Origin of the sequence: Dietzia cercidiphylli (genome assembly GCF_039531545.1) — a bacterium.
Lineage (GTDB): Bacteria > Actinomycetota > Actinomycetes > Mycobacteriales > Mycobacteriaceae > Dietzia > Dietzia natronolimnaea.
Window position 1 is genome coordinate 143084 of record NZ_BAAAQG010000015.1, and the last position, 12510, is coordinate 155593.

General features: G+C 70.7%; 7 protein-coding genes. 5 read left to right on the forward strand and 2 right to left on the reverse strand.

Annotation, left to right across the window (positions count from 1 at the left end):
- The first annotated feature begins 272 nt into the window (after positions 1-272).
- From ABD250_RS14715 to ABD250_RS14725, 3 genes are all read left to right on the forward strand, one after another.
- Positions 273-1637 (forward strand): S1 family peptidase, encoded by a 1365-nt coding sequence (locus tag ABD250_RS14715; protein ID WP_182659268.1) that lies wholly within the window; start codon positions 273-275, stop codon positions 1635-1637.
- Between the two features lie 114 nt (positions 1638-1751).
- Complete coding sequence (locus tag ABD250_RS14720; RefSeq protein WP_182659269.1) at positions 1752-3347, forward strand: S1 family peptidase; 1596 nt, start codon at positions 1752-1754, stop codon at positions 3345-3347.
- A gap of 173 nt (positions 3348-3520) precedes the next feature.
- On the forward strand, positions 3521-6733 hold the full coding sequence (locus ABD250_RS14725) for a (Fe-S)-binding protein (protein ID WP_344392995.1): 3213 nt from the start codon (positions 3521-3523) through the stop codon (positions 6731-6733).
- Positions 6734-6810: 77 nt separating this feature from the next.
- Here ABD250_RS14725 and ABD250_RS14730 read toward each other — a convergent pair whose 3' ends face one another.
- On the reverse strand, positions 6811-8649 hold the full coding sequence (locus tag ABD250_RS14730) for an NAD(P)/FAD-dependent oxidoreductase (protein ID WP_182658747.1): 1839 nt from the start codon (positions 8647-8649) through the stop codon (positions 6811-6813).
- A 68-nt stretch (positions 8650-8717) separates the two neighbouring features.
- Between ABD250_RS14730 and ABD250_RS14735 the strand changes: the two genes are divergently transcribed.
- Both ABD250_RS14735 and ABD250_RS14740 read left to right on the forward strand, forming a co-directional pair.
- Complete coding sequence (locus ABD250_RS14735) at positions 8718-9809, forward strand: helix-turn-helix domain-containing protein (protein WP_182658748.1); 1092 nt, start codon at positions 8718-8720, stop codon at positions 9807-9809.
- A 72-nt stretch (positions 9810-9881) separates the two neighbouring features.
- Positions 9882-11135, forward strand: a complete 1254-nt coding sequence (locus ABD250_RS14740; RefSeq protein WP_179523539.1) for a pyridoxal phosphate-dependent aminotransferase — start codon at positions 9882-9884, stop codon at positions 11133-11135.
- A 9-nt stretch (positions 11136-11144) separates the two neighbouring features.
- On the opposite strand, the gene ABD250_RS14745 is transcribed toward ABD250_RS14740, so the two are convergent.
- Positions 11145-12434 (reverse strand): YibE/F family protein, encoded by a 1290-nt coding sequence (locus ABD250_RS14745; protein WP_179523540.1) that lies wholly within the window; start codon positions 12432-12434, stop codon positions 11145-11147.
- Positions 12435-12510: the final 76 nt, after the last annotated feature.

The window sequence follows — 12510 nt, forward strand, 5'->3', positions numbered from 1 at the left end:
CGGCGTGAGGGCTGGGGACTACGTGTACGCGGACCACCCGCCTCGGGCGACACCTCGGACCGAGGTTCCGCAGGCCGGTGTCACGGCCGGAACCGCGTCGCCGCCGTGCCGCAGCCTAGCGTCTGTCCGCTTCCACCACCGATCCAGGCCGCGCCCGGACCCGCGGCGGACCACCCCGGGCGAAATTCCCCGCGGACGTGGATCCGGCCATACGATCTACGGTCACGGACCCGGCCGGTTCCCTTCCCGTCCCGATAGGAACAGTGACCCCCATGCGCCACCTCCCCCGCCGCCGCACCTGGAGTATCGGCGCCCTCGTCGCCGTGGTCGTGGTCGCGGCTCCGATCGCCGCCCAGGCCCAGCCACGCGACGGCGCCCCGGCGGTGGACGACTCCCGCGCGACACCCGCGATCGTGCACGAGTCCCTCGAGGACGCGCTCGCGGAGGTCGGCACCACCCCGGCCGGCTTCCGGACCCAGTCCGTCCTGGCCGACCGCCTGGCCGATGCCTCGGACGACTACACCGTCCGGTTCCCCGAGGCCTTCGCCGGCGTCAGGATCGTCGGAGCCGCCGGCCAGGTCGCGGTGGTCCGGGGCGCCGACCAGGCGGAGCCGTTGATCGCCGACGCCCGGTCCCGCGGGTTCACGGTGTACTCCGCACCCACGCCGGCCCGGCAACTCGACCAGACGGCTGAGCGGGCACAGGCCTGGGCGGATTCCCTGCCCCCGGCCGAGCGGGACGGGGTCACCGCGATCGACGTGGACCCCTCCACCGGCGACGTCACCGTGGTGGTGGAGGACTCGGGGGCCGCGCCGACTCCCCCCGCCGACCTCGGGGCGGGCGTGCGCCTCGCAGGCTTCCGCCCCGCCCAGGGTTCGCTCGGGTCGGGGACGGCGACGTTGCCCGACACCCAGAGCCCCACGATCCCGGACCCCGGCACCCTGCTGCCGAACTCCATGGTGGGCGGAACCCGCATGTACGTCCTGTCCCCCTCCCGCACCGTCGCCAACTGGTGCTCCCTCGGGTTCAACGGAATCCGCGACGGACGGGTCGTCAACATCACCGCAGCCCACTGCAGCTCCTTCACGGACCCCGCGACGGGACGACCCGTGTTCCGGCCCGGCACGATGTCGGAGGACAGCACCTCGCCGAGGCTCGGGACGTTCACGTCCGCAGAGGCCGACGAGGCCCTCGACGCGGCCCTGATCACCGTCGACCCCGAGGACGATCCACGTTTCCGGAACTCCCACGTCCTGGCCGACGGTCCGCAACCCCTCCCCCTGTCGGGCACGCAGTCCCCGGTCAGGGGGCAGACCCTCTGCAAGTTTGGTCAGAAGACCGGTTACACGTGCGGGAAGGTGTCCGGGATCGACTCGGCGACCCCGGGTGGGGTCAGGAACGTCACGATCGAGCTGTGCGCGATCGCCGGCGACAGTGGCGGTGTGGTGTTCTCCGAGACCCGCGCGGTGGCCGTGACGAGCCTCTCCAACGCCTTCGACCGTTATGACCAGCCCTACCCGAGCTGCGGGGTGGCCCGGACCGATCTCGCCGCGCGCGGGGCGGTCCCCCTGATGGTCGGGGTGACCGTCGGTGCGATCTCGGCCCGCTTCCCGGGACTCCAGGTCGGCGCGTCATGACACATCAATCCCACTAATCACACGTGTCACACTGGACTCAGTAATCACATCTCCGTAATCTTGGCCGCAACTGGTCGACCTGAAGTCGTCCACCGTGCATCACGGAAGGCCACCATGCGCACCACCTCGAAGTTCGCCGTCCTCACCGCCGCCGCGGCCCTGGTCGTCACCGCGACTCCCGCCGGCGCGGCCCCCGCCCCTGCTCCCGCCCCCACGGCGCCCTCGACGACGCAGGCGCTCCCCGCCCTCGACGCGGCCCTCGGATCGCAGTTGACCTCGCTGGTCGAGGCCCTGCGCCGGGATCTCGGACTGACCCCCGAGCAGTTCCTGGACCAGGCCGGGATCGGTGAGCGACTGGCCGAGTCCCGCCCACGGTGGGAGAAGGCGTTCCGCGACTCCTTCGGCGGCGTGTGGCTGGACGAGGAGGGCACGGGCCTGGTGGGCGTGGTCGCCGGGGAGGCCGGCGACCTGCTGCGTGCCGAGGCCACCGACGCCGGGTTCACCGTGCAGGACGTGGCCCTGACCACCGAGGAGCTCACCGCTCGCGAGCGACAGGTGGGCAAGATCGTCGACGACCTCCCGGAGGACCTTCGATCGCTCGTCACCGGGGTGCGGGTCGACCCCACCCGCAACACCGTGGTCGTGGCCACCCGCGGCGGGGAGGCCGCCCAGCTGGGCAACCTCACCGCCCGGCTGAAGGACCTCGCCGAGATCGACATGACCGAGGCCCCCGACCCCGCGTGGGACACCGCACCGTTCGGCAGTGAGGCGGGCGGGACCCAGTCCGACGGCGAACCGACCACCCAGGGGCTCGAACCCGCCACGACCCGCGCCGGCGCACCGGGCCCGACCGCCACCGGTGGCAACTCCGGATCGCTCGGCAGCCTGGCCCTGCTCAACCAGACCGGCGTCATCCCCGAGGGCCCGATGCGGACGATCGTCGAGCTCCTGTCCGGTCTCACTCCCGGCACCGGCTCGATCATCGACGGGATGAGCCAGACGATGGCGGACCCCGTCACCCCGGTCCCCGAGAACCAGACACGCGCCGACGGCCCCGCGCCGACCGGCCCCATCGCCGGGGGCACCGCCTACTCCGTCGCGGTCCCGGGCGGGATCCTCGAGTGCTCCACCGGGTTCAACGGCGAGCTCGACGGCACGCCCGTCGTCGTCACCGCCGCGCACTGTGCGGGCGCCGACGGCACCCGCGCCGCGTTCGCCGACGGCGAGGAGTTCGGCACCATGACGCGGACCCAGCGCGACGGCATCGACACGGCGCTCGTGGCCGTCGACCCGGAGCTCGCCGACCGCTTCCGCACCAACCTGGTCGGCGCCGGCCCCGACACCACCCAGGCGATCACCGGCACAGCCGACCCGGTCGTCGGACAGAAGGCCTGCAAGACAGGGTTCCGGACCGGTTTCTCCTGTGGCACCGTCTCCGAGGTCGGCGCGATGATCGACGTCGCCGGCTCCCGCACCATCGCCAACGCGTTCACGGTGGATCTCTGCGCCCTCCCCGGGGACAGCGGCGGCGTCGTGTTCTCGGGCGACAAGGCCCTGGGGATCTCCAGCGCCTCCAACGTCGCCGAGACCGGGACCTGCGCCAACGCCGACGCCGTGGCCAGGGAGAACGGGTACGTCCCGCGCCTGTCGGCGGTCCCGATCTCCGACGTCCTGGCCGCGCATCCCGGTCTGACGCTGCGCACCAACTGATCCAGAACGACCCGCGGGCCCCGTCCCACGAATCGAGTGCACTCCGCTAAGGGGAACCTCAACTCGTGGGACGGGGCCCGCGTGGCTTACCTTTAACGACAAGACCGTCGACGGGCACCCCTGGGGTCGTCAGGTGCTCGTGCGTCGAGAAGTGCGACGAAAGGCCGCGAACCATGTCAGGCGTGACCATCACTCTCGGGACGATCGGTGTCCTGCTCAGTTTATTTGCTTGGGCCTCATTCATCGGCGGCGTATCGCGGATGGTCCGGAGCATCCTGCTGGGCCAGAAGGACGGCTTCAACCGGTTCGGCTCCCCGTTCTTACGGATGAAGAACACGTTCGTCGAGGTGGCCGCCCACACCCGGATGGCCAGGAAGCGGTCGGTCGGCTTCTTCCACTGGTTCGTCATGATCGGCTTCATGCTCGGCTCGATCGTCTGGTTCGAGGCCTACATCCAGACGTTCAACCCGCGCGGCGGCTGGCCGTGGCTGTCGGATCAGACGTGGTACCACGGGCTCGACGAATTCCTCGGCCTGGGCACCGTCATCGGCATCACCGTGCTCATCATCATCCGCCAGGTCAACCAGCGTCGGGGCCTCAACCGCTTCAACGGTTCCGACCGCAGGGCCGCGTACTTCGTGGAGACCGTCGTCCTCCTCGAGGGCCTGGGCATGATCTTCGTCAAGGCCGGCAAGCTCTCGCTGTACCGCGCCGAAGGCCAGGACTTCCACTGGTCGACCGACTGGGTCTCCGGCCCCATCTCCACGGTCCTGCCGGCCAACGAGCTCATGGTCTCCATCTTCGCGCTGATCAAGCTGCTCACCGGCATGATCTGGCTGTACGTCGTCGGCCGCAACATCACCTGGGGCGTCGCCTGGCACCGCTTCTCCGCGTTCTTCAACATCTACTTCAAGCGCGAGGCCGACGGCCGCACCGCGCTGGGCGCCCTCAAGCCGATGACCATGGACGGCGAGGCGCTGACCATGGAGAAGATCGAGGAGCGCACCGAGGCGGACGAGGACTTCGAGCCCGTCCTGGGTGCGGGCGCGATCGAGGACTTCTCGTGGAAGGGCTGGCTGGACTTCTCCACCTGTACCGAGTGTGGCCGTTGCCAGGAGCAGTGCCCCGCCTGGAACACCGGCAAGCCGCTGAGCCCCAAGCTCATGATCATGGCCCTGCGTGACCACGCCCACGCCAAGGCTCCGTACCTGCTCGCCGGCGGTAAGACCACGATGGGCGAGGAGACGGGACTCGTCGACGCCGAGGGCAACCCGGACGAGAAGAAGCTGGCCAGGATCCCCGAGGCCGCCCGCCTCGAGGCCCAGCGCCCGCTGGTCGGCCACACCACCGCCGACGTGTCCGACGACCCGATGGCCGCCGGCATCATCGACCCGGAGGCCCTGTGGTCCTGCACCACCTGTGGCGCCTGCGTCGAGCAGTGCCCGGTGGACATCGAGCACGTCGATCACTTCATCGACATGCGTCGCTACCAGGTGCTCATCGAGTCGGAGTTCCCCACCGAGCTCGCCGGCCTGTTCAAGAACCTCGAGAACAAGGGCAACCCCTGGGGCCAAAACAACTCGGGCCGCGATGACTGGATGAAGACCCTCGACTTCGACATCCCGGTCATCGGCTCGGACATCGAGGACTTCTCGAACACCGAGTACCTCTTCTGGGTCGGCTGTGCCGGTGCCTTCGAGGACCGCGCCAAGAAGACCACCCAGGCCGTCGCCACGCTGCTTCACACGGCCGGCGTGAAGTTCGCCGTCCTGGGCCAGGGTGAGACCTGTACCGGTGACTCCGCCCGCCGCGCGGGCAACGAGTTCCTGTTCCAGATGCTCGCCGAGCAGAACATCGAGACCATGAACAACGCCTTCGACGGCGTGCCCACCGGCCAGCGCAAGGTCGTCGTGACCTGTGCCCACTGCCTCAACGCGCTGAAGAACGAGTACGGCGACTTCGGCGGCGACTACCAGGTGGTCCACCACACGCAGCTGCTCAACCGTCTCGTGCGGGAGAAGCGACTCGTGCCGGTCGCCCCGATCGACGGCGGCGTGACCTATCACGACCCGTGCTACCTCGGCCGGCACAACAAGGTCTACGAGGCCCCGCGTGAGCTCATGGACGGTTCCGGAGTGACCCTCACGGAGATGCCCCGCCACGGCCAGCGCTCCATGTGCTGTGGCGCCGGCGGCGCGCGCATGTGGATGGAGGAGACGGTCGGCAAGCGAATCAACATCGACCGCGTCGACGAGGCACTGTCGACCAAGGCGACCAAGATCGCCACCGGCTGCCCGTTCTGTCGGGTGATGCTCTCCGACGGCGCCACCGCGCAGACCGACGGCACCGAACTGGAGGGTCAGGTCGAGGTCGTGGACGTGGCCCAGCTCCTGCTGGAGTCCGTCACCCGCGACGGCGGTCTGCCGGGGCCCCGCGAGGCCGCATGGCTGGAGCAGCCGAAGCGCGAGAAGACGTCCGCGGAGAAGGAGGCCGCCGAGGCCGAGGCCGCGACGCCTGCCGAGGCCAGGACCGCGGTCGCCGAACCCGCCGGAACACCGGACAACCCGGTGATCGACGAGGGCGAGGGCGCCGAGGTGGCCGCCGCCGGCACCGCGGGCACCGTCAGCGCCGCCGAGTCCGGCCCGTCGGCCGCCGACTCGAAGGGCACGCCCAAGTCGGGCGGTCTCTCGCTCGGCGGTGGCGGAAAGGCCCCCGGCGGGCCCAAGGCGCCGGGCGGAGCCAAGGCACCGGGCGGAGCCAAGGCGACCGGTGAGTCCACGACCGAGGCGCAGTCCGCGGTCAAGGATGCCGAGCGCACGGAGGAGACCAGGGAGGCCGCCGCGGGTTCCGCACCGGCCACCACCGGCGCTCCGAAGTCCGGCGGTCTGACCCTCGGCGGCGGCGCCAAGGCCCCGGGAGCACCCAAGGCGCCCGGCGCACCCAAGGCTCCGGGCGGAGCCAAGGCGCCCGGCGCCCCGAAGGCTGCGGCGCCCACCGCAACCGAGACCGCTGCGGCGGAGCCCGCCGGTGACGCCGAGCCCGCCACGCCGGCCAAGCCCGTCGTCGGCCTCGGGCTGAAGGGTGGGGGCAAGGCGCCCGGCGCACCCAAGGCGCCCGGCGCACCCAAGGCACCGGGCGCGCCGGCGGAAGAGGCTCCGGCTCAGCCCGCCTCGGGGTCCGGGTCAGAGCCCGCCGTGGACGCGGACACCGCGTCACAGCCCGACTCCGCGTCACAGTCCGACTCCGCGTCGCCGTCGGACACCTCGGCCGAGGAATCGGAGTCCGCCGCCGCGACCACCGAGGCAGCTGCCCCGGCCGCACCCGGGAAGGGGAACTCGATCCCCCGCTCGACCAAGCCCGGCGGCTACGGCCTGTCCCTGGGCTGAGCACCCCCCAGGCACCTCTGCGGGCCGTGATCGGACACCCCGATCACGGGCCGCAGGTGCATTGACGGGTCCCGCCGTCAGCAGGGGTGGTGCGCCTGCTGGACCTGGTACACGGGGGTGGGCACGCCCTCCATCCTCGCCTTGAGCTGCAGGGCCAGGTACTTGGAGTAGTGGCGGGACTGGTGCAGGTTGCCTCCGTGGATCCAGAGCTGCTCGACGTTCGTCGGCTTCCACATGTTGCGGAGTTCCCCCTCCCAGGGCCCGGGGTCCCGCGTGGTGTCGGAACCGTATCCCCAGACCTTGCCCACCCGGTCGGCGACGTCCTGCGACACGAGATCGGTCAACCACTGGTTCATCGAGCCGTACCCGGTGGCGTAGACGATGAGGTCGGCGGGCAGGATCGTCCCGTCGTCCAGCTCCACCCCGTCGGCCCGGATCCGCGTCACCTGCCCGCGTGCCAGCGCGACCTCGCCGTCGATCACCAGTTGGCTGGCACCGACGTCGATGTAGTACCCCGAGCCGCGCCGGAGGTACTTGAGGAAGAGGCCGGACCCGTCCTCCCCGAAGTCCAGCTCGAATCCGGCCTCGCGGAGTCGGCCGTAGAACTCCGAGTCCTTCTCCGCCATCTGCTCGTAGACGGGGATCTGCACCTCGGGGAGCAGGCGGTAGGGCCAGGAGGCGAAGAGCATGTCGGCCTTCTCGGTCGTCACCCCCGCCTCCAGTGCGTCCTCGGAGTACAGGGGTCCGAGCGCCAGCGACATGAGCGACTCGCTCCGCGCGATGTGGGTGGAGGACCGCTGGACCATGGTGACGTCCGCTCCGTGGTCCCAGAGCGCGGCGCAGATGTCATGGGCCGAGTTGTTCGAGCCGATCACCACGGCCCGCTTGCCCTCCACGTCCCCCTCACCGGTGAACTCCGAGGAGTGCCACTGCTCGCCGGTGAACGAGTCCGCGCCCTCGACGTGCGGGATGTTCGGGTAGCCCGAGACCCCGAGGGCGAACACCAGCTGGGTCGGGCGGAGCTCCACCTTCTCGCCTCTCCGGTCCACCTCGACCCGCCACGTCCCGGACTCCTCGTCGAAGTCGGCGGTCAGACACTGCGTACCGGACCAGTAGTCGAGCTCCATGATCGCGGTGTAGTGCTCGAGCCAGTCCCCCACCTTGTCCTTGGACGGGAAGACCGGCCAGTCATCGGGGAAGGGGATGTACGGGAGATGGTCGTACCAGACCGGGTCGTGGAGGTGGAGTGACTTGTAGCGCTTGCGCCACGAGTCGCCGGCCCGCTCGTTCTTCTCGATCACGATGGTCGGCACGCCCAACCGCTTGAGCCGGGCGGCGAGCCCGATCCCGCCCTGGCCTCCGCCGATGATCACCGTGTACGGCTGCTCGGTGTACCCGAGGGTCTCCTGGCGCTCCTGCTTCTTCTCGAGCCACGTCGTGCGCCCCCGGCGGATGACGTGCTCGACGCCCTGGTCCCGGGTCCGGCGCCTCTTCTCCTCGTGGCCCTTGAGTTCCTGCATCGTGGTCAGGAGGGTCCAGGCCTTGCCGTCGCGCAACCGGAGGTGGGCCCATCCGCGGCCGACCGCGGTCTCGAAGGTCACCCACGCCTCGGTCACGTCACCCGACGCGCTCGCGGGGTCGTCGAGCCTCCAGGCGGAGGGCGAGACCGCGGCCAGCTGGGATTCGAGCATCTCGCGGATCTCCTCCCGCCCCTCGAGCGTCTTGAGGTTCCATGTGAAGGCGACGAAGTCGCGCCAGTAGCCCTCGGGGTCGAACAACTGCGCCGCCCGCTCCGCGTCCCCCGCCCGGAGGGCCTCGTCGAACTCCCCGAGCCACCTCTCGACCGTGGCGTCGGCGCCTGAACCGGCGCCGCCCGCCCCACCCCGGTCGGCCGGTGCATCTGTCGTCTGGGTCATGTCCGCTCCTTCGTCTCGTGTAGCTTCGGCAATGACGTAGATCACACTTTCTTCCCCAGGGGGTGGCAATGTCGTTGCACCCGGCCCTGCGGTTCTCCGACCCCCGGGCCTTCGCCGAGCGCTCCATCAGGGCCCACGGAATCGCGCTCTCCGGGGGCGCGACCTCCGACCTCGATTCGCGGGTTCTACGGGCGTGGAGGCGCAGTGGCGCGGCCGGGATCTCGCCGGATCAGGAGCTGCCGGCCCGGGTGCTCACCCGTGAACAGGTCGCGGACGCGCGCCAGCGCACACCCCTGCGTCACATCGCCGCGGACGTGGTGGCCTCGGTGTCCGACACGTCCGCCGCGGGCCGCCACCTGGTGGTCCTCACCGATTCGCGGGGGTGTCTGCTCTGGCGGTCGGGAAGTCCGCACGTACTCCGCCGCGCCGACTCGATCGCGTTCGCCGAGGGCGCGGACTGGTCCGAACGGGGGATCGGCACGAACGGCATCTCCCTCGCGTTGGAGACCGGGACGTTGACCCACGCCACCGCGGGCGAGCACTACGTCCGGGCCCATCACGGCTGGACCTGCACGGCCAGTCCCGTCCGGGACGCCCGCGGCAGGATCCTCGGGGTCCTCGACGTCTCCCATCCGGTCCGCTTCTCGAGCTCCGAGACGGCCGCGCTGGTCCGTTGCGGTACCCGGTTGGCCGAGACGCTGCTCGCGAACGGAGTGGGTGGGCCGTCCCCGGACGACCCCCGCCCGCCGGACGCGGGCTCGCGCCCCGGACCCGGCCCCGACGAGAGCACGGATCGGGGCGACAACCCGGTGACGGAGATCCGTCTGCTCGGGTGGAGGCCGTCGGTGATCCGGGCCGACGGGTCGACGGTCGACCTCACCCCGCGAAGGGCGGAACTGCTCGCGCTCCTGGCGTCCCGGGAGGCGTGGACCGCGCGCTCCCTGTCCGAGGCGCTCTACGGGGACAGGGACGCCACGGCGACCGTCAGGGGCGAGGTCCGCAGGCTCCGTCAGCTCACCGGCCTGTCGATCGACTCCCAGCCGTACGCCCTGGCCTCCCACGAGCGAGGCTGCGTGGACTTCCTCTCGGTGGAGCATCCCGACGATCTCCTGCCCCTCTCGGAGATCCCGGCCATCATCGACCTGCGGTACGGGATCTGAGGCCACGGGATCTGACACCGCGGTTCGGCGCGGCCGGAACCACGTCCGACCGAGGTGGCACAATCAGCAGTCATGACGCCGGAGAACACGGGACGCACGCTCCACCAGCCGCGCACGCTCGACCAGTCGTCCAAGCTCAAGGACGTCCTCTACGAGATCCGCGGCCCGGTGCTGGCGCGGGCGAACCAGCTCGAGGCGGAGGGTCACCGGATCCTCAAGCTGAACATCGGCAACCCCGCCCCCTTCGGGTTCGAGGCGCCGGACGTGATCATGCGCGACATGATCGCTGCACTGCCCCACGCGCAGGGCTACTCGGAGTCCAAGGGCATCCTGTCGGCCCGTCGAGCGATCTTCACGCGGTACGAGCTGGTCCCCGACTTCCCGCAGCTGGACGTGGAGGACATCTACCTCGGCAACGGCGTGTCCGAGCTGATCACCATGACGATGCAGGCGCTGCTGGACGACGGCGACGAGGTCCTCATCCCCGCCCCGGACTACCCGCTGTGGACCGCCATGACCTCACTCGCCGGGGGCAGGCCCGTCCACTACCTCGCAGACGAGCAGGACGACTGGAACCCGTCGCTCGAGGACATCGCCTCGAAGATCACGCCCAAGACCAAGGCCATCGTCGTGATCAACCCCAACAACCCCACCGGGGCGGTCTACTCCCGGGAGGTCCTGCAGGGGATCGTGGACCTGGCCCGCGAGCACAGTCTGCTCATCCTGGCGGACGAGATCTACGACCGGATCGTCTACGACGAGGCGCAGCACACCTCCATCGCCTCGCTCGCGCACGATCTGCTGGTCCTGACCTTCAACGGCCTGTCCAAGACGTACCGCGTGGCGGGCTACCGGGCGGGCTGGATGGCGATCACCGGCCCCAAGGCGCACGCGGCCGGGTTCCTCGAGGGCCTGGAGCTGTTGGCCTCGACGAGGTTGTGCCCCAACGTGCCCGCGCAGCACGCCATCCAGGTGGCACTCGGCGGGTACCAGTCGATCAACGAGCTGATCGAGCCCGGGGGCAGGCTCCACGAGCAGCGCGGCATCGCGTGGGAGAAGCTCAACTCGATCCCCGGGGTGAGCTGCGTCAAGCCGATGGGCGCCCTCTACGTGTTCCCCAGGCTCGACCCGGAGGTCCACGAGATCCACGACGACCGCCTGTTCGCGCTGGACCTGCTCGAGCGCGAACGCATCCTGGTCACCCAGGGCACGGGGTTCAACTGGCCCGACCCGGATCACTTCCGGGTGGTCACGCTGCCCGCCGGCCGCGACCTGGCCGTGGCGATCGAGCGGATCGGCAACTTCCTGGCCTCGTACCGCCAGTAGTCCGGGCGCTCAGTGCCGCGCGCCCACGGTCGCCCGGTCCAGTTCCTCCGGGGTCACGTCGCGGGAGAGCCACACCGCTGCCGCGGTGGTGAGCGGGACACACAGGGCGAGGGCGATCGCGCCGACGAGCGACCGCATCAGCTCCACGGCCACGACGTCGGAGGTGAGGATCGACAGCGGCGAGCGGGTCCCCAGCGAGAACAGCAGCAGCAGCGGCAGCGCCGACCCGGTGTACGCCAACACCAGGGTGTAGACCATCGAGGCGACGTGGTCGCGTCCGACCCCCATCGCCGACCGGAACACCTGGACGGGTCCGGCGTGCGGGTCGAGGTGGCGCATCTCGAACACGGTCGCGGACTGGCTCACGGTGACGTCGTTGAGCACGCCCAGGGCGCCGATGATGAAGCCGGCGAGCAGCAGTCCCGTCAGCGAGACGTGCTGCACGAACACCTGGACCTGGGTCGTGGAGTCGCCGCTGAGCCCGGTGATCCTGGTGGTCTCGATGACCACCCAGCTCAGCAACGCCGCCGCCAGCATCGCCGACAGGGTGCCGAGCAGCGCGGCGTGCGTCTTGAGGTTGATCCCGTGGACCACGTAGATCACCAGGTAGAGCACGGCGGAGCCGCCGACCACGGCCACCAGGATGGCCGGGTTGCCGTCGAGGATGGAGGGGAGGACGAACCCCACGACGACGACGAGGGCCACCGCGATCCCGATCAGGGCCCGCAGTCCCTTCCACCGCCCGACGGCGACCATCACCACGGCGCCCACGAGGAGCCACAACGCCATGGGCACGGTGCGGGTGAAGTCCTCGAAGGCATAGGTGTCGGTGGCCCCCTGGGGGGAGCGGCCCAGCTGGATCTGGTCGCCCTCACCGAGGTCCGGGGATCCGGGCCCGGGTGGTATCTCCAGCAGGACCTGTCGGCCGGCGTCCGGGCCGGTGTCGAGTCGCACGATCGAGCGCGGACACTCCGGGCCGGGGAACCGGGGCTCGAGCGGTGGACCGGGCAGCACCCGACCGTTGTCCGGGGAGCCGCAGGGTGCCACCTCGGTGGACACGACCTCGCCCCGCTCGGTCACCACCGAGGACCCGGACGACTGGGCGAAGTACGGGTCCAGCTCGGGGTCCTGGAAGGTCGGCCACAGCAGCGCCACCCCGATCATCGTCGCGACCGCGCCCAGGATCAGTCCGACCACCGTGATCCGGCCGGCGCCGCCGGACGGAACGAGGCGGGACCCGTGTCGGGGGCGCTCGACCCGGTGCCGGTGCCGGGGAGGGGTCGCTGGCCGGTCGCTCACGCGGGTAACCCTAACCCGCGCCGGGCCCGGTCGGAGTCGGAGGACGGTCGGAGCCGGAGGACGGTCGGAGTCGGAG

Coding starts and splice junctions, on each gene's coding strand:
- ABD250_RS14715 (WP_182659268.1), top strand. CDS start 273: ATGCGCCACCTCCCCCGCCGCCGCACCTGGAGTATCGGCGCCCTCGTC.
- ABD250_RS14730 (WP_182658747.1), bottom strand. CDS start 8,649: ATGACCCAGACGACAGATGCACCGGCCGACCGGGGTGGGGCGGGCGGC.
- ABD250_RS14740 (WP_179523539.1), top strand. CDS start 9,882: ATGACGCCGGAGAACACGGGACGCACGCTCCACCAGCCGCGCACGCTC.
- ABD250_RS14720 (WP_182659269.1), top strand. CDS start 1,752: ATGCGCACCACCTCGAAGTTCGCCGTCCTCACCGCCGCCGCGGCCCTG.
- ABD250_RS14725 (WP_344392995.1), top strand. CDS start 3,521: ATGTCAGGCGTGACCATCACTCTCGGGACGATCGGTGTCCTGCTCAGT.
- ABD250_RS14735 (WP_182658748.1), top strand. CDS start 8,718: ATGTCGTTGCACCCGGCCCTGCGGTTCTCCGACCCCCGGGCCTTCGCC.